This window comes from Priestia sp. 10L35, from assembly GCF_056395685.1.
The window spans coordinates 52,735-76,638 of the sequence record NZ_JBFTKA010000010.1 but is presented as its reverse complement, the minus strand read 5'-3'; the positions used below and the strand labels follow the sequence as shown (position 1 = coordinate 76,638).

Annotated in this window: 23 protein-coding genes; 2 read left to right on the top strand and 21 right to left on the bottom strand. The window is 35.7% G+C overall.

All coding sequences use genetic code 11. From position 1 onward, the window contains the following. Positions 1-452 precede the first annotated feature (452 nt). From AC1DEF_RS25180 to AC1DEF_RS25160, 5 genes are all read right to left on the bottom strand, one after another. A complete protein-coding gene (locus AC1DEF_RS25180; RefSeq protein ID WP_097823010.1) occupies positions 453-1,772 on the bottom strand; it encodes an MFS transporter in 1,320 nt (439 codons plus the stop codon). A gap of 92 nt (positions 1,773-1,864) precedes the next feature. Beyond that, positions 1,865-3,013 (bottom strand): galactonate dehydratase, encoded by a 1,149-nt coding sequence (gene dgoD / locus AC1DEF_RS25175; RefSeq protein ID WP_028409932.1) that lies wholly within the window; start codon positions 3,011-3,013, stop codon positions 1,865-1,867. Beyond that, positions 3,000-3,662 (bottom strand): bifunctional 4-hydroxy-2-oxoglutarate aldolase/2-dehydro-3-deoxy-phosphogluconate aldolase, encoded by a 663-nt coding sequence (locus AC1DEF_RS25170; RefSeq protein ID WP_097823011.1) that lies wholly within the window; start codon positions 3,660-3,662, stop codon positions 3,000-3,002. The genes dgoD and AC1DEF_RS25170 overlap by 14 nt, the downstream gene beginning before the upstream one ends. Positions 3,663-3,679: 17 nt before the next feature. Then, entirely contained in the window at positions 3,680-4,633 is a 954-nt protein-coding gene (locus AC1DEF_RS25165; protein WP_097823012.1) for a sugar kinase, read from the bottom strand. Positions 4,634-4,650: 17 nt separating this feature from the next. Then, positions 4,651-5,409 (bottom strand): IclR family transcriptional regulator, encoded by a 759-nt coding sequence (locus AC1DEF_RS25160; protein ID WP_097823013.1) that lies wholly within the window; start codon positions 5,407-5,409, stop codon positions 4,651-4,653. A gap of 217 nt (positions 5,410-5,626) precedes the next feature. On the opposite strand from AC1DEF_RS25160, the gene AC1DEF_RS25155 reads away from it, so the two are divergent. Beyond that, positions 5,627-5,905, top strand: coding sequence for a hypothetical protein (locus AC1DEF_RS25155; protein WP_097823014.1), 279 nt, complete (start codon positions 5,627-5,629; stop codon positions 5,903-5,905). A 388-nt stretch (positions 5,906-6,293) separates the two neighbouring features. On the opposite strand, the gene AC1DEF_RS25150 is transcribed toward AC1DEF_RS25155, so the two are convergent. The 15 genes from AC1DEF_RS25150 to AC1DEF_RS25080 all read right to left on the bottom strand — a co-directional run bounded on the left by AC1DEF_RS25150 (position 6,294) and on the right by AC1DEF_RS25080 (position 21,956). After that, positions 6,294-6,593 (bottom strand): hypothetical protein, encoded by a 300-nt coding sequence (locus AC1DEF_RS25150; protein WP_097823015.1) that lies wholly within the window; start codon positions 6,591-6,593, stop codon positions 6,294-6,296. 17 nt (positions 6,594-6,610) lie between these two features. Continuing rightward, positions 6,611-7,282 carry a hypothetical protein gene (locus AC1DEF_RS25145; RefSeq protein ID WP_097823016.1) on the bottom strand — a complete coding sequence of 224 codons (672 nt, stop codon included), beginning with the start codon at positions 7,280-7,282 and terminating at the stop codon, positions 6,611-6,613. A gap of 351 nt (positions 7,283-7,633) precedes the next feature. Then, entirely contained in the window at positions 7,634-7,963 is a 330-nt protein-coding gene (locus AC1DEF_RS25140) for a PTS sugar transporter subunit IIA (RefSeq protein ID WP_097823017.1), read from the bottom strand. Positions 7,964-8,032: 69 nt separating this feature from the next. Next, on the bottom strand, positions 8,033-8,473 hold the full coding sequence (sufU, locus tag AC1DEF_RS25135; RefSeq protein WP_097823018.1) for a Fe-S cluster assembly sulfur transfer protein SufU: 441 nt from the start codon (positions 8,471-8,473) through the stop codon (positions 8,033-8,035). A gap of 143 nt (positions 8,474-8,616) precedes the next feature. Next, positions 8,617-9,561 carry a CobW family GTP-binding protein gene (locus AC1DEF_RS25130; protein WP_097823019.1) on the bottom strand — a complete coding sequence of 315 codons (945 nt, stop codon included), beginning with the start codon at positions 9,559-9,561 and terminating at the stop codon, positions 8,617-8,619. Between the two features lie 143 nt (positions 9,562-9,704). Further along, a complete protein-coding gene (gene dcd / locus AC1DEF_RS25125) occupies positions 9,705-10,238 on the bottom strand; it encodes a dCTP deaminase (protein ID WP_097823020.1) in 534 nt (177 codons plus the stop codon). Between the two features lie 167 nt (positions 10,239-10,405). After that, entirely contained in the window at positions 10,406-11,602 is a 1,197-nt protein-coding gene (locus AC1DEF_RS25120) for a GTP-binding protein (RefSeq protein WP_097823021.1), read from the bottom strand. Positions 11,603-12,128: 526 nt separating this feature from the next. Then, positions 12,129-13,031, bottom strand: a complete 903-nt coding sequence (locus tag AC1DEF_RS25115) for an AEC family transporter (RefSeq protein WP_097823022.1) — start codon at positions 13,029-13,031, stop codon at positions 12,129-12,131. 91 nt (positions 13,032-13,122) lie between these two features. Continuing rightward, positions 13,123-14,556 carry an aldehyde dehydrogenase family protein gene (locus AC1DEF_RS25110; protein ID WP_097823023.1) on the bottom strand — a complete coding sequence of 478 codons (1,434 nt, stop codon included), beginning with the start codon at positions 14,554-14,556 and terminating at the stop codon, positions 13,123-13,125. 30 nt (positions 14,557-14,586) lie between these two features. Further along, a complete protein-coding gene (locus AC1DEF_RS25105; protein WP_043980950.1) occupies positions 14,587-15,321 on the bottom strand; it encodes a GntR family transcriptional regulator in 735 nt (244 codons plus the stop codon). A gap of 84 nt (positions 15,322-15,405) precedes the next feature. Beyond that, positions 15,406-16,746 (bottom strand): sulfoquinovose isomerase, encoded by a 1,341-nt coding sequence (gene sftI / locus AC1DEF_RS25100; RefSeq protein ID WP_097823024.1) that lies wholly within the window; start codon positions 16,744-16,746, stop codon positions 15,406-15,408. Positions 16,747-16,860: 114 nt separating this feature from the next. Further along, on the bottom strand, positions 16,861-18,900 hold the full coding sequence (locus tag AC1DEF_RS25095; RefSeq protein WP_097823025.1) for an alpha-glucosidase: 2,040 nt from the start codon (positions 18,898-18,900) through the stop codon (positions 16,861-16,863). A gap of 56 nt (positions 18,901-18,956) precedes the next feature. Then, positions 18,957-19,610: a DUF4867 family protein gene (locus AC1DEF_RS25090; protein WP_255255685.1), complete on the bottom strand. Its 654-nt coding sequence runs from the start codon at positions 19,608-19,610 to the stop codon at positions 18,957-18,959. A gap of 104 nt (positions 19,611-19,714) precedes the next feature. After that, entirely contained in the window at positions 19,715-20,395 is a 681-nt protein-coding gene (locus tag AC1DEF_RS25085) for a transaldolase family protein (protein ID WP_050690312.1), read from the bottom strand. A gap of 163 nt (positions 20,396-20,558) precedes the next feature. Continuing rightward, entirely contained in the window at positions 20,559-21,956 is a 1,398-nt protein-coding gene (locus AC1DEF_RS25080) for a glycoside-pentoside-hexuronide (GPH):cation symporter (RefSeq protein ID WP_097823027.1), read from the bottom strand. Positions 21,957-22,565: 609 nt separating this feature from the next. Between AC1DEF_RS25080 and AC1DEF_RS25075 the strand changes: the two genes are divergently transcribed. Next, positions 22,566-23,438, top strand: a complete 873-nt coding sequence (locus tag AC1DEF_RS25075) for an AraC family transcriptional regulator (RefSeq protein WP_097823028.1) — start codon at positions 22,566-22,568, stop codon at positions 23,436-23,438. 142 nt (positions 23,439-23,580) lie between these two features. On the opposite strand, the gene AC1DEF_RS25070 is transcribed toward AC1DEF_RS25075, so the two are convergent. Continuing rightward, the gene (locus AC1DEF_RS25070; protein WP_043980937.1) at positions 23,581-23,868 is read right to left on the bottom strand and encodes a hypothetical protein; all 288 of its coding nucleotides are present in this window, start codon (positions 23,866-23,868) and stop codon (positions 23,581-23,583) included. Positions 23,869-23,904 lie beyond the last annotated feature (36 nt).

Below are 23,904 nucleotides of genomic sequence, written 5' to 3'. Positions count from 1 at the left end.
CACATGGACAAACAACATCGGCTCCTTTTTAGAAAAAGAAAAAAACAGGCCCTACTATAAGGAAGGTCTGCTCTTATTTACTTGTTTTGATTACTACTGCAAGCTGATAATGCTAGCAATAATACAGTTTAAGTTGTTAAAACCTTTTTCATAAATACACCTTCCATTCTCTAATAACCATTTTCTATCTATTATTCTTTGACTATTGTTAATAAAAGGTAGAAACTTTGTATATTTTATCATGTTTTTGTATTCATGAATATCACTACTACCTAACCTAATAATCTTATTCTTGTAGGGACTGAAATCCTTTTTTATAAGTAAAAAAAGCATAAACCCGTTGGTCTCCAACAAAATTTATGCTCTATCTTTAATAAAACTTTTACGAATTCTCTTTTAATCCAGCCACAAATAATTTCAGATGTATGATTCCTATAAAACTATAAACAACCTTACACAATATCTCGATTCAATTCTTTATCTTTAACCACTTTAATTCTTTCCACTTTTCCTACAAGGAAGATATACGAAAGTGCTCCTAAAAGAGCCAATGCAGCTATGAATACTAGCGCTGGAGCAAAGTTTCCTCCTTTAGCTAAGAAACCAATAACAATTGGAACGATGATAGAAGCTAGACCTCCGATAAAGTTAAAGACTCCACCTGTCAAACCGACTAAGTGTTTAGGTGCTAGCGTTGAGACAAACACCCATGTAATAGAAGCTAGGCCATTTCCAAAAAACGCAATAGCCATAAACATGATAATGAGAGATGTGCTATTTACATAATTGGCTCCGATAATTGAAGTTGATAAAAGCAGACCTACGATAATAGGTGTTTTTCTTGCAATCCCTAGTGATACTCCTTTTTTCACTAAGGCGTCAGATACAAAGCCAGATAATAATACTCCTACAAACGCTGCTAAAAACGGAGCTGATGCTAAGAATCCTGATTTCAAGAAATCTAACCCTCTATATTCCACAAGGTACGTTGGAAACCATGTAAGGAAGAACCATAAAGTAGAGTTGACGGCAAACTGTCCTAAGTAGATGCCCCATAGCTTTCTGTGAGAAAAGGCTTCTTTAAGATTTCCCCATTCGAACTTTGCTCTTTCTCCTTTATTATCAGCAGCTTTAACTAAGCCTCCACCTTCTTCGATATGCTGTAATTCTGCTTTATTTACTTTGCTATGCTGAGAAGGATCACGATAAAAGATATACCATATAATGCCCCACGCTATACCGATAATCCCAGTAGTAATAAACAGACCTCTCCACCCTAAAAAGTGCTGAATGGTAACTAGTGTCGGTGTTAAAAATGCTAGCCCTGCAAACTGTCCTGAAGTATAAAAAGCAATAGCTGATGCTCTTTCCTGATTTGGAAACCAGCTGGTGACTACTTTATTATTGGTCGGAAAAGCCGGTGCTTCGAATGCTCCTGTTGCTAAACGCAGACCAAAAAGACTCACAAATCCCTTAGTAAATCCTTGCAGCAGCGTAACAATAGACCAGGTAATTAAACTAAAGGCATACGTAGCACGAGCACCAAAACGGTCAGCCATTACCCCTCCTGGTATTTGCAGAGCAGCATAAGCCCATCCAAAGGCTGAAAATATGAGACCCAGTTCTACTGATGATAGCTTTAAATCTTTGGACATGGCTGTGGCAGCTACAGAAATATTGCTTCGATCCATATAGTTGATGACAACGCTTATGAAAATAAATGCTAAAACACGAAATCTAACGCGAGTCGGCTTTTCGCTATACCCCTTCATTCCCTTATCCCCCTGTATATGACTAGTTTAAGAAAAGATCTGACTGACGGTCATTTATCAATCAGATCTTTTGTACTAAAATGGTTTCCCCTTTACCATTCCGCTACAGAACCGTCTTTATGACGCCATACTGGATTACGCCAATTATGGCCGATATCAGCCATTTTTCTAACATGGTCTTCGTTAATCTCAATACCTAAACCAGGTCCATCAGGAATTTTCACGAAGCCTTCTTCGTATTTAAATACGTGGTTATCAACAATATAATCTAGTAAATCACTGCCTTGGTTATAGTGAATGCCTAAGCTTTGCTCTTGAATAAATGCGTTGTGACACGTTGCATCTACTTGAAGACACGCAGCTAATGCAATTGGTCCTAACGGGCAATGAGGTGCAGCTGCTACATCAAAGGCTTCAGCCATTGAAATAATTTTCTTACATTCTGTAATTCCTCCTGCATGTGATAAATCAGGCTGAATAATATCGACGTATCCGTCCGTTAAGAGCTTTTTAAACTCCCATTTTGAAAACATTCTTTCTCCTGTAGCGATAGGAATGGATACGTGATTGGCAATTTCTCTTAACGCCTCATTGTTTTCCGGCAAAACCGGCTCTTCAATAAACATTGGGCGATAGACCTCTAGTTCTTTAGCTAAAATCTTTGCCATTGGCTTATGTACACGTCCGTGAAAATCAATACCTATTCCTACATAAGGTCCCACTGCTTCTCTGACAGCAGCAATACGTTCTACTACTTGATCAATTTTTTCATATGAATCCACATATTGAAGCTCTTCTGTTCCATTCATTTTTACTGCTGTAAATCCTTGTGAAACAACTTCTCTTGCTGCTTCGCCTACATCTGAAGGCCGGTCTCCTCCAATCCAAGAATATACTTTAATAGATTCTCTTGCTTTTCCGCCTAACAGTTGATGTACAGGAGCATCGTAATATTTTCCTTTGATGTCCCACAGAGCTTGGTCAATCCCTGATATGGCACTCATTAAAATAGGTCCGCCTCGATAGAAGCCGCCTCGGTACATAACGTTCCAATGATCTTCAATATTTAATGGATCTTTGCCAATAAGATACTCCATCAGCTCATCTACTGCAGCTTTAACGGTAGAGGCTCTTCCTTCAATAACAGGTTCCCCCCATCCAACAATTCCTTCGTCTGTTTCTATTTTTAAAAACAACCAGCGTGGCGGCACTTGGAACAATTCATAATTAGTAATTTTCATGTACTTTTTCCCCTTTCGTTATACGATTTACTGCGGCTACGTACGCTTTAGCCTTTTGTGTTAACTCCTGCAGGTATGCATGAGTAATTTCACGTTTTGTATCAACTAAAGAACTTCCAATACCAAACCCTACAGCACCTGCTTCTTCAAATTCTTGAATATTGTCTAAGCTCACTCCTCCTGTTGGAAGAAGTGGAATATGGGGAAGCGGCCCTCGAATATCTTTAATATAGCTAGCACCCAGCCTAGCAGGAAATACTTTTATAATATCTCCCCCATTTTCATATGCCGTTAGAATTTCAGTAGGTGAAAAAGCCCCTGGAATACTCACCGCACCGTATCTTTTCGTTAGTTTAATCGTTTCCGTGTTAACAGTTGGGGAAAGGATAAACTTTGCTCCTGCTAAAATAGCTGAACGTGCTGTTTCAGGATCAAGCACTGTACCTGCTCCTACTAACACTTGATCACCCAACCCTGTAGAAACCTCTTTAATGGCTGAAAGTGCGTCAGGCGAATTTAGAGTAATCTCTATATTTTTTACACCGCCGTCATTAAGCGCAGAGGCAATTTTCACTACATCCTGCGGTTTGGCTCCTCTAATAATCGCAACGATTTTATGCTCTAATAAATGTGATAAACTATCCGTCATTGGTAAGCCCCTTTCTTTTATCGTATAACGTCTTCTTTTGTAATCGCATTCATAAATTCGTAAAGCTCTTTCTTATCAGGCAAGCCTTCAATGTCACCCTCTACGGTTACGACCATAGCTCCTATAGCACACCCTCTTCTGACCGTTTCTTTTAAAGAGGATTTATCTATTAGTCCCGATAGTATCCCCGCGGCGAACCCATCACCAGCTCCTACTGGATCTATCACTCTAGCAACTTTAAAACCTTCTACGTAAGCGGATTCATTTTTAGTTGAGTAATAAGCTCCTTCTTCACCTAGCTTAATAACGACTAGTTCTGCACCTAATTGATGAAACGCTGATGCAATATCTTCAGGATTATCCTTCTCAAATAAAAACTGACCTTCATTCATTCCTGGTAAGATAATATCCGCATATGTAGCCATTTTAGTTAGTGTTTGACGCGCAGCTGATTCATCCCAAAGCGTCTTTCGCAAATTTGGATCAAACACTATTTTTACGCCATTTTTTTTAGCAGCTTTCATCGCTTGAAAAACAGCTTCGTGGCAGGAATCGCTCAGCGCAGGTGTAATCCCTGTCACGTACAAGTATTTAGCAGAAGAGATGTACTCTTCATTCATATCACGCGGATTCATAAAGCTTGCTGCTGAACCTTGTCTGTAATAAAACACTTTACTATTCATTTCATTTGTTTTTTGTTTTAAAAACAGACCTGTAGGAGCATTATCATCAAATATCACATGTTTTACATCTATTCCTTCTCCTTTTATACTTGAAAGAATCCGCTCTCCTAGCTCGTCTTTTCCTAATCGGCTAACCCATCCCGTTTGATAACCGAGTTTTGACAGGGCAATCAACGTATTACTTTCTGCCCCTGCCATTTTCGAAGAAAAATCTTTAGCATATCGCATCTTTCCATTCGAGTGTGGGGTAAACAGAATCATTGTTTCCCCCATGCTTATCACATCCATCTTACCCCTCTTTTCATTTATCTCTTCGCCTCTTCATATCCAGCAATAAAAGATATATTAGCTGACGTTTGAAGCAGCCTTTCTACTATAAAGTCCTTATGTTTCAGCATTCTTTCCTTAGGGCCAGCTACGCTAATAGCAGCTTGAATGCTTCCCTTTGCTCCAAATACAGGTGCAGCAAGGCAAAATAACCCTTCCTCATTTTCTTCATCATCAATTGCATAGCCCATTTGAATAAAAGAGTCTAAATTGTCATTAAGAACTTTTTTATCTGTAATTGTATAATCCGTAATAGGCAGCAGCTCTATATATTCAAGCAGCTGTTCTCGCTGATCTTTAGGAAGAAAAGCTAAAAAGGTTTTTCCTAATCCTGTACAATAGAGCGGCTTACGGTTACCAGGCTGAGCTGTTGTTCTAATGGAGCGATTATTGTCAATCTTAACAACATAGACTAATTCTCCATCTGACAGCAAAGCCATAAACACCGTTTCCTGAACATCCTCCATCAGTTTCTTTAAATACGGTTTTCCCTCAGAAGAAATATCCAACGATTCCATAGCCGCTGTTCCAATTTGAATTAGCTTTGGCCCTAGCTTGTACCTCTTTAATGAGTCCTGATTTAAATATCCTTCATTGTGAAGTGTTCCCACAAGGTTAAACGTACTGCTTTGCGGAAGCGAAAGTAAATCACTAACCTCTTTTACTGTTAATCCCTCAGGGTGTTGAGCAATCAATTCAAATACCCTTAATACACGTTCTGCTGATTTTACTGACATGAAGAAATCCTTTCTTAATCACATATGTGATTTTAAATTTTATATATGATTTACTGTTTTAAATATTATCATAGACCGATTATTAATTCAAAATATTTTTACAAATTAAATAAAAATATTTATGACTGTTCCTGAAAAATGATTACTAAATAGCAATATAAAAAAGTTTCTATGATAAAATCATAGAAACTAGAAAAAATTGTAATGGGAGTTAATTATGAACTGTAAAGATTTTTTATTATCTATTATTTTAAATATCTTTTTAGCTTATCTATGGGTCTTTCTTATTTATTTAATTTTTGATTTTGTTCAGTTAAAGGAGAATGCTTTGTTGCTTGGACTAGCACTCGCATCCATAGGTACTCTACTCTTCGCAGAGGTAATAAGAAGAGTTAACCCCTTTGTTACATATAAAATTACTCACCCTGTAAAAATTGTGGGATTTATATCTTTTGGGTTGATTGCTAGTGCAAATCTATATTGGATAAGTTTTTGAAGGTCATGATAAAAATTAGAACAAGGAGCTTAAATTAAGCTCCTTGTTCCTTTAAGTGCCAGTAACACAATTTTTTCGCATATATAATCTGAACATAAAAAAGCAACCTCGTTTGCCAATGACGCGGTTACTTTTTATAGAAGTTCTTTCATACGTACTCAAATACGAACAATAGCTGCATTATAACATCTGCTTTATTTTAAAGGATGTAATTTCTTTATTTATTAGCTTTTACTTTTTCTAGATAAGGCAATTACAATTGCTACATATATTGGATAAAGTAAAATATCCAGGTATATAACACCCCTGCTTATGGGATTAAGTTGATCTCCATGATTACTAATTGGAAAAAGTCCTCTATTAAGATAATAGAGAACTTTTAAAACAGTTAGCCTAAAATGTAGAATAAGCATAGTAACAAAATATCAACAGGCAAACTAATACTTAGAAAAAGCAAAATATATTTTTTAGGTTCTGGGCCTCTTTTCTTAATTGAGAAGAATTCTACTCCTAAATTGTTGATTGTAATTAGTAAAGCAAACATTATATAAAGCAAAACGTTTTCTTTAAACATATGCGTAAATAGTGGAGAGAATAAAATCAAAAACGTAAACATCTGAAAAGATCCTCTTGAGAACAAGTCTATTTTACCGCCTAAAAAATCTTTGAAAGTGTTATCAGGACTCATGTTATATCACCACCTTATTATGATAAACAACCAGCAGCAGCACTAGCACCTAACCATACAGCACCAACTCCGGTGCCAATAGCCCATCCTGCAGGTCCACTTACCCCAGCAACAGTCATTAGGCCACTGAAAGCAGCAGTATGAGCAAATCCAGCAATCGAAGCTGCTCCACAGCCACTAATTCCTTGAATTGAAACTGTACCAGAAGACGTTTTACTTTCACCAAGTTCTTTAAAGATTTTTTCTTTTAATTCTTTACCTTCTGGACTATCAATAATTTCGTTAAATTGTTCTACTGTAGCTGTTAGTTGATTGTATGAAGTAGAATCAAGGTTATCTTTTACTTTCTCTTTATTTTCAATGATTACTTGATTCTTATCTTCGTCGAATTTTACATACTTTAGAATATTATTAAGTTGTTCAACTGAACCTTCTAACTGGTTATAAGCACTAGAATCATTAAGATCATTTTTTAATTCGTCTTCATTAACGATGGTAATTTGATTATCTTCTTTATTGAACTCTAAATGCTCTAATATAGTATTAAGTTCTTGTTGTTCTGTTGTAGAAAGTTCCTGACTTTCTGCTGCATTTACGCTTACCGGCGTTCCCACAGCAGTAGATGTAAGTAATACACCAGCTGTTAAAGTCGTACATAAGGAAAGTTTAATTTTCTTTGTAAATTGCATCTCTATAAAATCCCCCAAACCTAAAAAATACTTTATATGTATTATCCTACCAGATATTCAAAAGCTTGAATTGTATTTCTAGTAATTTGAAAATAACCTACTAGAATTATTCAAAAATCAGGAATTTTATTGTAATTCTTAAGGCTCAAATAATTTCATATATAGAGCCTAAAATCACCGAATTTTAACATATAAAGTGTATCTTCTAGGAGGAATAACAATTCTGCGTTATTTCTAGTTGCTTTCATATAATTTATTTTTAAACTGAAATTTTCTCATTATAGCAACACTCTCGTTTTAAAGTGCCTTTATAACAATCAAATTGTACCAATAATATCTTGATTGCTAACTCTATCCCCTTTTAATCAGCGTTAATTCTTTTGAATCATCAAGTTCTGGAAAAACCACATACACTTCTATTCCCTTACCCTTGTCTTTTATATAATCAAAATCAGCAGTACCTAGTAGATCACCTGGTTTCACATAGTCTTCTTCATTAGCACTGAGTTCAAAAGGAGTGCGCTCTAGCTGTACTATGTCGGTACCAATATGAACCAAAATGCTAATTCCACTGTCAGTTTTCATTGTAAAAGCATGTTTAGTTGGAAAAATAGAATCGATTGCTCCTGCGATAGGTGCATATATTTCTTTTGCACGAGACAACACATAGAACGACACCATTTAATTAAGGTCTTACAATGACTGTTGAGAGGATTTGTCCAGAGTGGAGCTGCATAATTTTTTTACTTCTTACTTAATTTGTTGTTCTTGTTTCATTTTTAATAATTTATCAAATGCTTGCCAGGGCATTAACGCACAATTATGTCTTGAAGGCAGCTTATAAATATCTCTTAAACTAATCGCATCTTGTATTTGAGGATCTTCTACTTCACTTCCACGTACAATCATATTTTTTATAAGGGTAGAAATATCCTTTATTTCTTCTACTTTTTTGTCTTTTGCTATCGTTGTAAACATCGATGAAGAAGCCATACTAATAAAACAACCTTCTCCTATAAAAGATATATCATGCACTCTATCGCCTTTAATGACTGCATACATTATCATGATATCTCCACAAGTAGGATTTTTATAATGTACTTTATGAGTGTGGAATTCTATCGATCTGTGGTTTCTTCTATTTTTCGCATGATCCATTATTACATGCTTGTATAAATGATCTAGGTTCATTTATTTCCCCCTTATGCTTATAAAGAAAACGATTTACTGATAAAAAATCGAGGCTTTTCTTACACATTTTCTTCTACTTTAATCAGCATCAAATAACCTATCCCCCTTATCCAATAGATAAATTGCGAAGAATGCGTCTTTTTTTACAAAAAACTTTTTTGCTTCGCGCTTTCTTCTAAGCTTTTTAACTCTTTGTTTAGTCTTTCTATATCAAATTTTTCACCAATAACGACGAGATTGTTTGGAAAGAATTTTTTTTGTGGAAAAGAGTACGGCATTCCATATGAATATTGAAATAAATAAGTATCTTCTTCGCTCCCCACAAACTTTAAGAAACCTTTTATTCGATAAATAGTACCTGGCAGTTCTTTTATCCATTTTTCAAATTCTTCTTTTATAACTTTACCTTCAAATTGATAAGTCATCGTTTGGATATGCAGATGGTGATGAACGTGTAGTTCAGTATGACTATCAACAGAGGAATGAAAGGAATGATTAATTTCTTCTAGAGATGAAATATTCCCATATGTTGTTCTGCTCATTTGAGCCTTAGCATTTATCTCTCTTATTTCCTCTTGTAGAAATAATTGATCTTCTTTGGTTACTAAATCACTTTTATTTAAGATTAAATGATCACTATATTTTATTTGTTCTACAAGCAGCTTTTGAATTGAATTATTCAATTCCTTACGATCTTTCCATCTGCTTAAATCAATGACGCTAATAATAGACTTAACATCAATATATGGCGCAATAACAGGGGATAAACAAGCGTCTAAAACTTCTAAAGGGTGTGCGACTCCCGTTGTTTCTATGTAAATAACATCTGGCTGATGCTGTTGATAGATAGATAATAGCTGCAGTTCTAATTGATCCTTCATCGTGCAGCAAATACAGCCATTTAAAAGCTCTCTGAACGGCGTTTCTCTTCCAATAATATCTGTATCAACAGAGTGCTCTCCTATTTCATTTAATAAAACAGCCACTTTTTTCTTTCGTTTTTTCTCTTGCTTTAAAATAGTTTGTAATAAGGTCGTTTTTCCACTCCCTAAAAAGCCACCAAGTATATATATTTCAATTTGTTTCACCTATCTTCACTCATTTCTTCTTTTATATTCAATGTTTCGTTTCTTTCATATGACCCGAGCGTTTACTTTTAGTTTCCATATATCTTTTGTTATACTCTGTTATTTCACACCATACCGGAATTCGTCTATTAGTCTTAATTCCCCTATCTACCCTCATCTAAGAAAATTCTACTTCCTGTAGCATTCTTTTGTCCTTGATATTTTCCTCTGTAAGGATTAATAGTGGATTGATCCATTTGAGCAAATACTAATTGGCAAATTCTCCATCCTTTAATTAACCTTATGGGCAGGCGGTTAGCATTATATAGTTCAAGAGTAATTTGTCCTTCAAACCCTGGATCTACCCAGCCGGCATTTTGTATAAACAACCCCATTCTGCCTATAGAGCTTCTGCCTTCTACAAAAGCAGTTAGATTGTTGGGAAGCTTAATATATTCCAATGTAGTTGCCAGCAAGAAAGAATGCGGGGGAATAATTATTTCATCACTTTTTAGGTGTTCATATTTAATTTCTTGGTGTAAAGACATGACACCTACTTGATGCTCTTTAACCTTTAAATAGCTAGATCCTATTCTTAAATCCACTGAAGCAGGTTGAATTTGATTATCTTTTAACGGTTCAATATGTAATTGTTTGTCTTTTATTTTTTGCTCGATAGTTTTATCAGATAAAATCATTATATTCTCGCTTTCTTTACGTTTTATTATAAAAAACCAATCATTACACCTTATGAGGAATAAGCAGGTTAAAAAGTACTAACAGTACTAACCTGCTTCCTTTGATTGCAGTATAAATCAAACCTTTTGACATTTTAGAAGCCACAAATGAGATAAGATATTTTCTACTACGCCTGTTGTAAATGCCAAGTGAAGGAATCTGTAAACTTACTCCAATCCTCTTCCAGCTCTTCCTCCGTTAGAAGACATTGATCTAATTCCTTTTCAATTTTATCTTGTTCTAAATCCACACCGATAAATACTAATTTGGTATGACGGTCACCAAACTGATCATCCCATTCATCCAATAAATGCGGATTTTGTTTAATAATTTGCTCTTGTTGGTTTCTTGGCAAGGAGGCAACCCAATAAGAAATAGGCTCAATACTTACAGATGGTCCAGCTTGAGACATTAAAAGCGCTACGTTATTTCTGCTAGCGCACCATGCAATCCCTTTAGCTCTCACTATTTGCTTTGGCATTGAATAAACCCATTCAGTAAAGCGTTCTGAATGAAAAGGCCTTTTTATGTCATAGACAAAAGAACTAATTCCATATTCCTCTGTTTCAGGTGTATGCGCATGATGGCCTTCATCGAGTTCCTTTATCCAGCCAGCCGAAGCGCTCGCTTTATCGAAATCAAATAAGTTCGTATTTAAAATTTCTCCTAACTCAACTTGTGAATGAATAGCACGAATAATTTTAGCACTAGGTTGTAATGTTTTTAGTACGTTCTCTAATTTCAGCAGTTCATCTTCTGTTACGAGGTCACATTTGTTTAAAATCAGCACATCACAAAATTCAATTTGATCAATTAATAGGTCTGCTATTTCCCTTGTATCCTCTTCTCCTAACGCTTCTTTACGATCAAGTAAAGAATCTCCTGACTCGAAATCTTTCCAAAAGCGATTTGCATCTACAACCGTCACCATCGTATCAAGTTTACAGAATTGAGTTAAATCGATTCCTACTTCTTCATCGATATATGAAAACGTTTGTGCTACAGGAACGGGTTCACTTATGCCTGTAGACTCAATTACTATATAATCAATATTTCCTCTTTTAGCTAATTTCTCTACTTCAATCAGAAGATCTTCTCTTAAAGTACAGCAAATACATCCGTTTGACATTTCAACAAGCTTTTCTTCAGTTCGAGATAAATCTCCACCCTGCTTTACTAATTCAGCATCAATATTAACTTCACTCATGTCATTTACAATGACTGCTACTCTTAATCCTTGTCGATTCTTTAAAATATGATTTAATAATGTAGTTTTTCCAGAGCCTAAATAGCCACTTAAAACGGTAACAGGTATTTTCTTCATTGGAACACTCCTATACATAAATCGTAATCATTACGATTTAAATATACTATGTAGATTCGATGAAAGCAAGAAATTTAGTAAAATTGTTATTTATTTCTCTTGTATTTTTATATGAGCTGTAAGGCGCTCTTTTTATTCACTAGTGATTGGAGCCCCTCCGCTGTATAGATATACTCAAGGACAATACTAAGACCCAAAAAAAACTTATTAAAAGAATCCATAGGTTCTTTTAATAAGTTTTTTCCTTTACCGATGCCTTTACAGTTTTTCCGTATAACCTCTTAAATTTCGAATGAGAAAAGATATCCCTGTCAGTAAACAATTAAGAAACAAATATTTCGTCAGGTAGTGTTGAAAACTGTATGTGAAGTAGAAGTATAAGAAGAACACAAAGCTAAAATAGAAAATAAATTTTAAATATCTTTTTAAAACTGCGTTATGAGGAGAATTCACGTTGACTACTCCTTTTAAAGTCATATAATAAAATTATTTTTCAACCTATATTCGAACGTTTTTCTGTGTCATTTTATAAAACAATTAGAAAAATGATAGGTAATGTAGCAAGGCTTAGAGAGGTACTAATTAACGTTGCACTTGATACAAACTCCGGCTCTGTATTAAATTGAAGCGCGTACATAGTTGTATTAGCAGCTGTGGGCATAGCAGCCATAATAATCATAATTTGTTTCACCATCTCATCCACAGGTAGCAGAAGTGTCAGTATATAGGCAATAAACGGTGAAATAACAAGTTTAATAGCTAATGACCATGAAACTTTGGCTTTAGCTAAATTTCTAACTGATATTTTAGCAAGCTGCATGCCAAGTACAATCATGATGGTAGGAATAGCTGCACCGGCTACTAAATCAACCGCTTCTTTTACAGAGTTGCTTAATGGAATATGAAGAAACTGAAATATAGCTCCTAAAAGTCCCCCATATACAATTGGTATCCGTCGGACTGCGTCAACGGCTGATTTTATACCATTTCCTTGTGGACTTCCTTTAGCGGCATAATAAACTCCAACTGTACACATGACCAGTTGCTGTATCACCATTAGAATGATGGCAGAGTCTAAGCCTGTAACGCCGAAAAGTAATAAAACAACAGGTGTACCGTAGTTTCCATTATTCATAAATGAGGACGCTAATATCATTCCACAGGTTTCTGAAGTAGAATATCGCTGAAAATAAGCAATAATATAGACGACAACAATTAATGCAAAGCAAAGTGCGAATGTGTATAACGTAAGATATAAGTAATCAATCGTAAATTTGGTTGTGTAAAATGTTTTGAACACGAGAACTGGAGACATCAAATAAAGTGCCATTGTTGAAATCGTTTTTGTATCAAATCCTATTTTCTTTTGTCCAATAAATCCAAGTGCAAAAATCCCGAAAATAGGAAGAAGGATTGTTAGGAACTCCATGTTTGTTCACCTTCGTCATTTTTTCTTTGTTATTTTCCAAATGAAAGACCTAGAAAATTAAAAATCTAGGTCTTTCATTTAAACTAATAAATTATAAATTTAGAACAATGATACGTTCTTCAGTCATTTCTTCAATTGCATATTTCGGTCCTTCTTTTCCGTTACCGCTCTTTTTCACACCGCCATATGGCATATGATCGACACGATACGCTGAAGCATCATTTACAATTAATCCGCCTACTTCGATTTCACGAGCTGCCTTCATAGCAAACTGTAAGTCGTTCGTAAAAAGGCCTGCCTGCAACCCATAGTCAGAATCATTTACCTTTGAAATCACTTCATCAATCTCATCATATCGAGCAATAGCTACTACTGGCCCGAATACTTCTTGACGACAAACTTTCATATCGTCATTTACATTGGTCAAAATTGTAGGAAGATAGAAAGCACCATCACGCTTTCCTCCTAGTTCAATTTTTGCCCCTTCTTCTACCGCTTCTTTTACCCATTCTTCCACTCGTTCTGCTTCTTTGAGACGAATCATCGGTCCAATATCCGTTTGCTCATCCATTGGATTACCGACTACTAGCTTTTCTGTTTTTTCTTTTAGCTTATTAACAAATGCAGTATAAATATTCGTATGAACATAAATTCGTTGAACTGAAATACAAACTTGTCCCGCATTATTAAAGCTTTTTTGAGAAATTAAAGATGCAGCTTTTTCTAAATCAGCGTCTTTATGTACGATAGTAGCCGAATTATTTCCTAGTTCAAGCGAAACTTTACGCAAACCTGCCTTAGATCGAATGAGCTCTCCTACTCTTGGGCTTCCTGTAAAAGTAAACATATTAACATCCTGGTTTTCTAATAACCATTCACCAATTTCTGCCCCATCTCCAGTCAATACTTGAAGGCGCCCCTTTGGCAGTCCTGCTTCTTCCATTAATTCAGCGAGCTTGAGAGCACAAATTGGAGTGACTTCAGCAGGTTTTAATACTACACTGTTCCCAGCTGCAAGTGCCGGTCCAAGTTTATGACAAACTAGATTGATAGGTACATTAAACGGTGTTATAGCTGCAACAACGCCAACTGGGACTTTTACTGTAAAAGCCATGCGATTCTCCGAGCCTTGAGCCGATTCAACAGGTACACCTTCTCCATGAATACGCTTTGCCTCTTCCGCTGAAATTTGTAAAGTTGTAGCCGCACGCTCAACTTCTCCGCGAGATTCACGAATAGACTTTCCAACTTCAATAGCCAAAATTTCAGCAAATTCTTCTTGGCCGCTTAGCAGTAGCTCAGCTGCTTTCATTAATACCTCGTAGCGTTCATATGGTGAAAAAGTGTTTTTTAATGCGTCTTTCGCGCTGGCCACAGCTTTATTTACATCGTGTTTTGTTGCCACTGAGATTTCAGCTGCAGGCTGCTGTGTATATTTATTTAAGACTTCCATTTTTTCTGCTGTTGTTTCCCATTCCCCGTTTACATATAAACCATATTGTTTGACTTGAGTTAAACTCGTCATTATCTCCACATCCCCAATTGTATTAGCATTTTATCTTGTAAGTTCAATATTGTAATGATATTTGTCACTGCGATATTTTGTTACCGTAAATTCAAGTGGCTTATCATCAAAACCGTAACTTACTCTTGTCATTTCAAGTAAAGCTTCTCCGCCCCGTATGCCTAACAGATCTGCTTCATAAATCGTTGCATTAATAGCAGATACCTTCTCTTTAGCTCGTTTTAAGAAGATTTCATTCTCTTCTAGTACTTCATAAAATTTTGCACTATTTAAATCTTGTTCAACTAGTATTTTCCCAATATGCAGAGGCCAGCAAGAACGTTCAATCGCAATAGGCACTTCATCAGCAAAACGAATTCGTTCAATAACTAAAACCTCTTCTCCAGCGTCCAATTCCAGCATGGAAGTTTCATAATACAAATCTTTTTTAAAGTCAGTACGAATGAGCTTTGAATTCGGTGTTAATCCTTTTTCCGCTACTTCTTCTGCTAGCCCTTTAAGCTTGCCTAAGCTGCCGCCGATAAGTGGCTGAGGCTTTACAATTGTTCCCCTGCCTTGTTTTTTTTCCAGCAGCCCGTCCTGTACTAACATAGAAATAGCTTGTCTTAAGGTAGTACGGCTTACATCAAATTCTTGCATTAATTCTTGTTCTGTTGGAATTAACGTATTGGGCTTCCAAACTTTTTCTTGTATACGTTTAATTAAGACATCTTTTACTTGAAGATAAAGCGCGATATTTTTATTAGAACCTATTGTATCTTTCATTTTCTCAAACTCCTTTTAAGTTAGCGTTTGGTATTATTATATAGTATTGGCTAACTTTTACTGTAGCAGAGAAGTACAATCTTCTTATACATACACCTTTGTTTCTAAATTAAGCATACGCCCTAGTTCAATTAGATGTTCTGTCACATCACCATACACTAGTGCAAAGTGAGGCTCATACCCCGCGTGCATAAGTTCATAAAGTGTGTCTGATGCATTTGTCGCCAGTTCCACTTCTACAGATGTACCTGTAAAAGGCTGCTCTACATCTAATGCATTTCCTTTCATCACTAGAAGGCGATACCCATCAGGCGTATGACTTACCCTGAAGATCGTTACTTCTCCTGCTTTTAATCCAAAATCCATCGCAAAACCAATTTTTCTGTTAGGATGTACCCCTGCTGTTGCTCCGGTAGAAGGATTGGCAAGTGAATATGCTCCTGCACCGCAGTGCCAAAAAACAACCGAGTTTTTTTCTTCGTCTATGTGAACCAAATCTCCAAGGTAAGGTGCATTTCCGCCTGCTAACTCACGCAGGATAAACATGGAGATTGATCCGTGAATATCAGACTCACAAGATGTCACCATTCCGTCTTCCGTAAACTGAGACAGCGTTGAGCACGGAGCAGCTCCTAAATCATTAAAGAAATCGGGCCAGCATCGCATAGCTAGTGCATCTAACTCTTCACTTTGAATGTGCTTTTTAATATATGTGGAAAATTGAGCAAATTTAGTAACGGTTTCATCATTTCGATTTAGACCAATCACCTGCTTTTCTGCCCGCTCAACTTCACCTATCCATTCTTGTTCTGGAAGCTTTACACACTCTTTAAACGCTTCTTGTAAATCCATCTTATGAAGAGTTACTCCAAGTGCGCTTTTTAATTCTTCTTCGTTAGCTGCCGAAAAAAAGAATCCTGGTGGATAATCTCCCACTACCCCAATTTTTAATTCGTTCAATGCTTTTAACACGCGCATCACATTAATTTGTCTTAATAGACGCTCCTGTAAAGCTTTCTCATCTGGATTTCCAAATACAAATGCAAACGGATGCTGATGGTTGCGCAGCACATTACTGGTGCTATTTCCACCTGTTAGCGAGTTTAAACGTAAACGTCCACCTACACTTGGTTCACGTACTGACCAAACAATTACAGGCTGTTTAAAATACTCCAATATCTTAACCATAAATTCACCGTCAGCAAACGTAACGCTTTGATATAAAACGGTATCAATCTTATTCCCTTTAATTGAATCAAGAAATCCCTGTAGTTCTTCAACTGAAGTTACAATTTGCTCCGGCGCAATCACAGTACTGCAGTTACCTTTCAGCCACTCCATACTTTTTTGACGATAAATTTCAGCTGCTTCAATATCAAATGTTTTTCTACCTATAGGCACATATAAAACTGTCGTGTTTTGCATATAGAGTTCCCCTTGTCGTAAAACTATTTGTTATAACCATTTTAAAATACATCATTACCTTTATCAACACTAATTTTCCGTTTGACTACATTTCTTATATAAATAGCTTTTAAATTAGATGTGAATTAGTTTAGAAAACAACTCACTCCAAATCGATTTTTTGCGGTAAAATACAGGTGGATAACCTAATGGCGCCTGAACAGTAATAGATCCTCCTGTATACTCTTCACCACTCCATACATGGACCCACTGATCTTCTGGTAAATATACTTCCCACTCTGTTTGGTTTTCTTGGTGAACGGGAGCAACAAGTACATCTTCACCAAATAAATATTGGTATTGAATATCATATGTTTTTTCATCTTCTTCATAGTGCATAAACAAAGGTCGCTGAACAGGAATTCCTCGTCGAGCATTTTCTTCTACAAGCGATTTAATATAAGGTGCCATCGTTACATAAACATTAGACATTCTTGCTAAATGTTCTAGTGCTTCTTCATCACCGTCAAACTGGAAACAATCATCCGGACGATTTCCTTCATGTGTTCTCATCATAGGCGTGAAGGCTCCCATTTCTGCCCACCTCATCAGCAGCTCTTTCGAACGTTTATTGCCATGTAAACTTGTATAGCCTCCAATATCGCTATGGTGTAAGCCGCAACCAATCATTCCTGATGATAAAGCTGCAGGAATAACGGAAGCCAAACCATCATCTAGCGACCAATCTACGCTTTGATCTCCGCCCCAAAGAAGCGTACAGTATTTTTGTATGCCCGTATATCCGGCACGCATAAAGTATACAATCTCACCAAGTTTGCCTGCTTCTGATACCGCTTCATAGTTTGCTTTTGCCCACATCGTTGGCCAAGCATTGTGCATCATTTTAGCGTCTATTCCGTTTTTGAGCACAACATCCGTTGGCAAATATTCGCCAAAGTCGGCCATCCATCCGTCTAATCCAAAATCAATCATATTCTCTTTAATAACTTGTTTATACCATTCAGTAGCCTCTTCGTTGGTAAAATCAACAACTCCACAATAAAATTCACCGAAATCCACTAAATACGTATTTCCTTCCGTATTTAATGCTAAGTATCCTTTATCTTCAGCTTCCTTATATAAATCACCTTCAATGGCTACATAGGGATTAATGTAACCTAGAAAACGAATGTCATTTTCTTTCCACTCTGCAATTTTTTTATCTAAATCTGGGTATTCACTCTCGTTCCATTTCCAATTCCACATTAAACGTTTGCCAAAAGAAGTAATACGTTTGCCCTGCCAATCTTGGCACCATACTCCAGATACTTTCATACCTTTTGCTAAAACTTTTTCTAATTTTTGCTCAACAACATCTGTACCACCTTGAATACCTAAAACCACGCCGTTATATACCCAGTCTGGTAGCTCGGGCTGTCTTCCGAATAAACCTGTAATTTTTTCAACTAATTCAAGGTACGTATCCGCCGTTTCAAACAGCATATATTTAGGTACTTCCCAAACCTGCAGTTCATGGAATGTCTCATTGCGAAAGTCAAAGTCCGCGTATGCCGTTGTTTCAACATGACAATAGTACTTTTTACTAGATACATATGTAGGCTGAGGAAAGTTGGTATTATAATAGTCTCCTCCAGCCTTATCAATTACATCAGCTTGCCATGTTACATATGTTTCTTTATTTCTTCCTACACCAGGCTCAGATGTCCATAAAGGAAAGTTTTTTCCTCTCATATTAAAATGAGAAAGTTGTTCTCCGCATCCATATACTTTCTCTTGTTTATCTGCAGCTACTCGTAACCAAAAACGATTAATGTTCGCATCGTTTTTTTGATATTCTACTTTTAGCCGATTCTCTTCTTCTTTAACTATAAGAGACAGCATGTTATCTCCATTTTTATAGTTGGAGAAATCTATTTTATATGCCCCTTCTATTTCTTCAACAGTTGCGTAGCGAAGAGCTGTACGTTCAGTAACGTAATCTTTAATATCAAAGTTACCTCTATACATTTCAATCGTTTCTTCTCCATAACCAACAAACAGCATTGGTTTTTGTATGGTATGCTGAAGTAGAGTTACACCGTTAAGAGCAACTTCGAATCCATCTTGTAAGATCTCCACATTTACCCCTTTAGTTACGTTTAAGGTACCTGACATTTTTATCTCTCCCATCAATTAATAGATCTTAGTCTTTTGTCTAACATTCATACGCTCTATTGATAAACTTTAATATTTTCTCCTTTTATACCTGGATGTGCACCTTTATTGATTAATTGCTCTCTTTCAGGATGAGCAATTAACCATTTATTTTTCATAAACAATAACTCATCTTCTTTTGTTCTTTTTTGAATATTAGACAATAACGGATCATTTGTTCCTTTAGGTAAAATAACGATTGTTTTAAATCCTTCATTATTTACCTTACAAGGAGCAAAATGTAATGTCGTACTATATAACTCAACTGCTGTTCCTTTAGGTATGAAGAAAGCGATTACATCATTTGAATTAAAAAAGTTATCCTCGACGTCTTGTACCTTTCCTAATAAAAGAACCATATCTGTTATAGCGATGTTGATTTCACTGCTTTTATGATACTCAAGGCCATTTAAGGTTGAATTAGGACCATTACAATATCCAATTTGAATAGGCATATCACCATAAAACGCTTCTTGAAGTTGGTTCTTAATAATGGTATTTTCCATCTCCGTGACGGATGCTACATATACATTCTGATCTTGAGGAATAGCTAAACTATCCATATATGTTTCTAGTTCACTGAAGTCATATTCGTTTACTGCCTTTCCATAAGGTTTAAATTTGCTGTCCTCTATATGATGGAAAGGCACATGTTTGTTTAAGTCTTTCATGTATTCAAAGCTGCTCAACGTTTTCTTCTCTCCTTTTCTATGTAAAAAGCCCCTCAAAGAAGATAATAAGATTCTAAGAGGCGCCTTTTATAAAATACATATGTTTATTTTAAGACAGGAGCTTCTGTAACTGTATTATCCCAAGCATTACGGAATTTGTTTAATCCATAGTCTGTGAACGCATGCTGGAAGCTTTCTTTATATACATCAAATCCACAGGTCACAATATGCGCTCCAGCTTTTGCCGCATCTACAATTTGTTTACCATTACGTAAAGCAGCAACAATGATTTCTGTGTTGTAATCGTAGTTTTTATAGATATTCACAATATCCTGAATATATTGAGTTGTATCGTCCCCGCTATTTTCTTTCCAACCTACAAATGGAGATACAAATTTAGCACCAATTCTTGCAGGCTGAAGTGCTTGTGATGGCGAGAAGACAAGAGTGACGTTAGTAGAAATACCTTCTTTTTCAAATTCCTTTGCTGCAATTAAACCAGGTTCTGTGCATGGAATTTTAATAACAAAGTTTGACGATAACTTAGCAATCTTTGTCCCTTCTTCTACCATATCCTTGGCATTATCCAAATGAGGATTGATTTCTACTGAAATTGGGAAATTTTCGATTCCTTTAAACTCACTTGCAAATTCATCTAGAACCGTTAAGAATGGCTTGCCGCTGTTCATAATATGACGAGGGTTTGTTGTAACTCCATCAATTGCCCAGTTTTCATACGCGTAACGAATTTCCTCTAAAATTGCACTATCTAAAAAATACTTCATCTTTATACCTCCAGTTAAGTGACTATTACCCTTTAAAGATAATAACCTTTATATAATTTGTAATAACCTTTGTATTTATAATATGAAAACGCCACCAATATTTCAAGTACTTTTTGCTAGATTATTAAATTAATTTTGTATTTCGTCCAATTTACCTATCATCTTACATTGGTATTCTATTTTTACTTTTAGCAAGATCCGCTACGATTTTATTGTATTTATCATCTGAAAGTTTATAAAAGAAAAACATTACAATAATTGTTGCAATGGCTAATGTACTTGGATAAATAAACATTAATCCTCTAATTCCTTGCAGCACATTTGCATTCTGCACCGCATTTGGAACGTAACCCACAATTCCTAACACAACACCAGGAATAAAGCCTGCAAGCGCTTGAGAAAGTTTACGGAAGAAAGTAAAGAAAGAATACACGACACCTTCAGATCGATTGCCAGTTTTCCATTCACCGTATTCTACAGCATCAGAAACTAATGCCCAGTTCAAACTGTTTACAAATGAGCTTCCGAAGAAAGCAAAGCAGGCTAATGTAATAAAGATTACTGCGTTATCCGCAAAAACATAAGCTAAAATGTCTCCTACAGCCCAAATTGCGCAGCCTAATATGTACGTAGACTTCTTTCCAATCTTTTTAACCATGAAAGGAACCATTGCTACGCCAATAAATACACAACCAATACTGAAAAAGCCCATATAAGGAACGATTGCTACGTTTTTTAATACGTACTGACAAAAATAAACTTGTACAGCAAGCTTTACGTTAAAAGCTGAAAAGGTAAACAAATTAACTAAACAAAGAATTAGTAAAGGCGTATTCTTAAAAAGCCCTTTATAGCTATCAGTCAGCTTCACATTTGTATTTTGGGGTTTTTCATACACATATCTTTCTTTTACATTGGCATAACAATAGACTTGTAACAAAACACCCAAAAATGCAAAAATAGATACAGCCACTAAATAACCAGTAGATTGATTGTTAAACATTAAGACAATCGGCATAAATCCTACAGTTGTAATAAGAAGTCCTAAATTTGAGCCTGCTTGTCTAAATGATGCCATTTCTGCTCTTTCAACAGGATCTTTTGTCATCGCAGGTACCATTGATCCATAAGGAATATTTGAAATGCTATAAATCGTTCCAAATGCCATATACGTTACATATGCCCATATAATCTTTCCGGTTAGTGAAAAATCCGGATTAGTAAAGCTGACTATTGTTATCAAAGCAAGCGGTATTGCAGCATAAAGAAAGAATGGTCTAAATTTGCCTTTAGGACCTATCTTCTTTCGATTATCAATCCAAGTACCTACTGTAATATCAGCGAACGCATCCCATATTTTCGTAATTAAAAATACTAAACCTGCTGTTGCAGAAGGCAAGCCTAACGCGTCGGTATAAAACTTCAGCAAATAAATTTGACCCAAGTCTAACATAAAGTTATTTCCTACATCTCCCAATCCATAAGCAACCTTCTCTTTAAGTCTTAGTTTCTTAGGCGTATTAATTGAATGTTCTACATTTTGAACCAATGGCTGTCCCATAAGTTCTCCCCCTTTGTTTAACACATTTTAAGACTTCACATTAAACATGCATCACATAAGAGATTATAACCTTGATACACTTCCAAACTTATAATCTCCTCTAGGTTGATACTAAAATCACCTCTCTTTTCATAACATCACAATGTTTCAAAAAAAGTTACTACCTTTTTACTTATAATATGAAAACGCATACAAATTATCAAGTGTTTTTTTATTTTATTTTAAAAAAAGAGGAAAAATAATTCTGAAAATTCTATAGCTATCTCTTGAGGAGTAAGTCTACCCTATCCTTATAAACTCCTCGTTAACAATTTTGAGCGACAGGTAGAAAGTATATCAACATCTACCTTTGGGCTATTCGAGAAAGAGAATAAACTCGTTATATCGAGGATGGATAAAGATCTGTATATAACGGAAATTATAGCTTCATTGAACCCCTTGCCTACCAAGGGATTTTTTTGGGTGTGTGCCAGAAAGAATAATTTATGTGTACTAGTTTTTGATATCATATATAGCTTAGAATAGAGAAAAAACCTACATAATTGTGCATAAAATGTCGGATGGCATTGTTTGAATCCTGCTATTCTGACAATAAGGGAGGTCATAAAAATGGATTTGCTTAAAAATATGAACAGAGCTTTGCATTATATTGAAGAGAATCTAACTAACGATATAAATTTTAGAGAAGTAGTAAAGCTAGCTCTTTGCTCGGAGTATCACTTTAAGAGAATGTTTTCTTTTCTTGCAGGTATTACTTTGTCAGAATACATTCGCAGAAGAAGACTTACTCTTGCAGCATTCGAACTTAAAGATAAGAACGTGAAGGTTATTGATATTGCGATTAAATACAGATACAACTCACCGGATTCTTTTGCACGAGCTTTTCAAAACTTGCATGGTATAAGCCCTTCAGAAGCCAAAAAGGATGGCCGTTCACTTAAGGCTTATCCACCCATGACCTTCCAGCTATCGATTAAAGGAGGAGATGAAATGAACTATCGAATTGAAGAAAAAGAGGCATTTCGTATAGTCGGCATTAAAGAAAGAGTTCCTATAATTTTTCACGGAGTTAACCCAAAGATTGCTGCTATGTGGGAAAGTTTACAGGATGAAACAATAGATAAACTAAAAAAACTTTCTAATGTTAAACCATTAGGGCTGCTTAGTGCGTCTGTAAATTTTTCTGAAGGACGAATGGAGGAAAAGGGGGAGCTTGATCATTACATCGGGGTAGCAACAACCAAGAATTGCCCCCATAATTTAATAAAGCTTGAAGTACCTGCTTTGACATGGGCTGTATTTGAAGCCGTTGGGCCATTCCCTGATACTTTACAAGATGTATGGGGACGGATTTATTCCGAATGGTTTCCATCCTCAAATTACGAACAAGTAGAGGGACCAGAAATTTTATGGAATGAACATAAGGATGTAACCTCACCGACTTTTAAAAGTGAGATTTGGATACCAGTATCAAAAAAATAATGCTGATTCAATAATAAATATTTTAATATAAGAAAAAGGGAGTCCACAAATGTAATCTCCCTTTTTTTAATTTATAGCTTTCTGTAATGCTGGTTATGACAACTATAAACTTACGAAGTATAAGTCGTACTAAGCAAATTTTTTATTTATTGTTATATTGTTTTATAACTGTAATTATAACTGCCAGTAACAGAACAATTGCGCTATTTATAAGTAAGTAGTATCCAACTTGTAAACCATAAAATATGGCAAAAGCGTCTCTAATGATCAACAGTGCTAATGTACCGCCTATTGCCCCAAATAAAGCCGCCAGTATCAATATTGTAAAAGCAGCAGCGTATAAACTTTTCTTTTTTTTGTAGGATATAAATCCAACGATATTTGAAATGATAATAAAGAATCCGATAAGTATTAAGAAAAAGTTAGCCATTTTCTTTAATTCTCCTCTACGGACTATTAATTGGTT

Bases quoted from the DNA above. Each gene is read 5' to 3' on its own strand.
- AC1DEF_RS25180 (WP_097823010.1), bottom strand. From the start codon at position 1,772: ATGAAGGGGTATAGCGAAAAGCCGACTCGCGTTAGATTTCGTGTTTTA.
- dgoD (WP_028409932.1), bottom strand. From the start codon at position 3,013: ATGAAAATTACTAATTATGAATTGTTCCAAGTGCCGCCACGCTGGTTG.
- AC1DEF_RS25170 (WP_097823011.1), bottom strand. From the start codon at position 3,662: ATGACGGATAGTTTATCACATTTATTAGAGCATAAAATCGTTGCGATT.
- AC1DEF_RS25165 (WP_097823012.1), bottom strand. From the start codon at position 4,633: ATGGATGTGATAAGCATGGGGGAAACAATGATTCTGTTTACCCCACAC.
- AC1DEF_RS25160 (WP_097823013.1), bottom strand. From the start codon at position 5,409: ATGTCAGTAAAATCAGCAGAACGTGTATTAAGGGTATTTGAATTGATT.
- AC1DEF_RS25155 (WP_097823014.1), top strand. From the start codon at position 5,627: ATGAACTGTAAAGATTTTTTATTATCTATTATTTTAAATATCTTTTTA.
- AC1DEF_RS25150 (WP_097823015.1), bottom strand. From the start codon at position 6,593: ATGAGTCCTGATAACACTTTCAAAGATTTTTTAGGCGGTAAAATAGAC.
- AC1DEF_RS25145 (WP_097823016.1), bottom strand. From the start codon at position 7,282: ATGCAATTTACAAAGAAAATTAAACTTTCCTTATGTACGACTTTAACA.
- AC1DEF_RS25140 (WP_097823017.1), bottom strand. From the start codon at position 7,963: ATGGTGTCGTTCTATGTGTTGTCTCGTGCAAAAGAAATATATGCACCT.
- sufU (WP_097823018.1), bottom strand. From the start codon at position 8,473: ATGAACCTAGATCATTTATACAAGCATGTAATAATGGATCATGCGAAA.
- dcd (WP_097823020.1), bottom strand. From the start codon at position 10,238: ATGATTTTATCTGATAAAACTATCGAGCAAAAAATAAAAGACAAACAA.
- AC1DEF_RS25120 (WP_097823021.1), bottom strand. From the start codon at position 11,602: ATGAAGAAAATACCTGTTACCGTTTTAAGTGGCTATTTAGGCTCTGGA.
- AC1DEF_RS25115 (WP_097823022.1), bottom strand. From the start codon at position 13,031: ATGGAGTTCCTAACAATCCTTCTTCCTATTTTCGGGATTTTTGCACTT.
- AC1DEF_RS25110 (WP_097823023.1), bottom strand. From the start codon at position 14,556: ATGACGAGTTTAACTCAAGTCAAACAATATGGTTTATATGTAAACGGG.
- AC1DEF_RS25105 (WP_043980950.1), bottom strand. From the start codon at position 15,321: ATGAAAGATACAATAGGTTCTAATAAAAATATCGCGCTTTATCTTCAA.
- sftI (WP_097823024.1), bottom strand. From the start codon at position 16,746: ATGCAAAACACGACAGTTTTATATGTGCCTATAGGTAGAAAAACATTT.
- AC1DEF_RS25095 (WP_097823025.1), bottom strand. From the start codon at position 18,900: ATGTCAGGTACCTTAAACGTAACTAAAGGGGTAAATGTGGAGATCTTA.
- AC1DEF_RS25090 (WP_255255685.1), bottom strand. From the start codon at position 19,610: ATGAAAGACTTAAACAAACATGTGCCTTTCCATCATATAGAGGACAGC.
- AC1DEF_RS25085 (WP_050690312.1), bottom strand. From the start codon at position 20,395: ATGAAGTATTTTTTAGATAGTGCAATTTTAGAGGAAATTCGTTACGCG.
- AC1DEF_RS25080 (WP_097823027.1), bottom strand. From the start codon at position 21,956: ATGGGACAGCCATTGGTTCAAAATGTAGAACATTCAATTAATACGCCT.
- AC1DEF_RS25075 (WP_097823028.1), top strand. From the start codon at position 22,566: ATGGATTTGCTTAAAAATATGAACAGAGCTTTGCATTATATTGAAGAG.
- AC1DEF_RS25070 (WP_043980937.1), bottom strand. From the start codon at position 23,868: ATGGCTAACTTTTTCTTAATACTTATCGGATTCTTTATTATCATTTCA.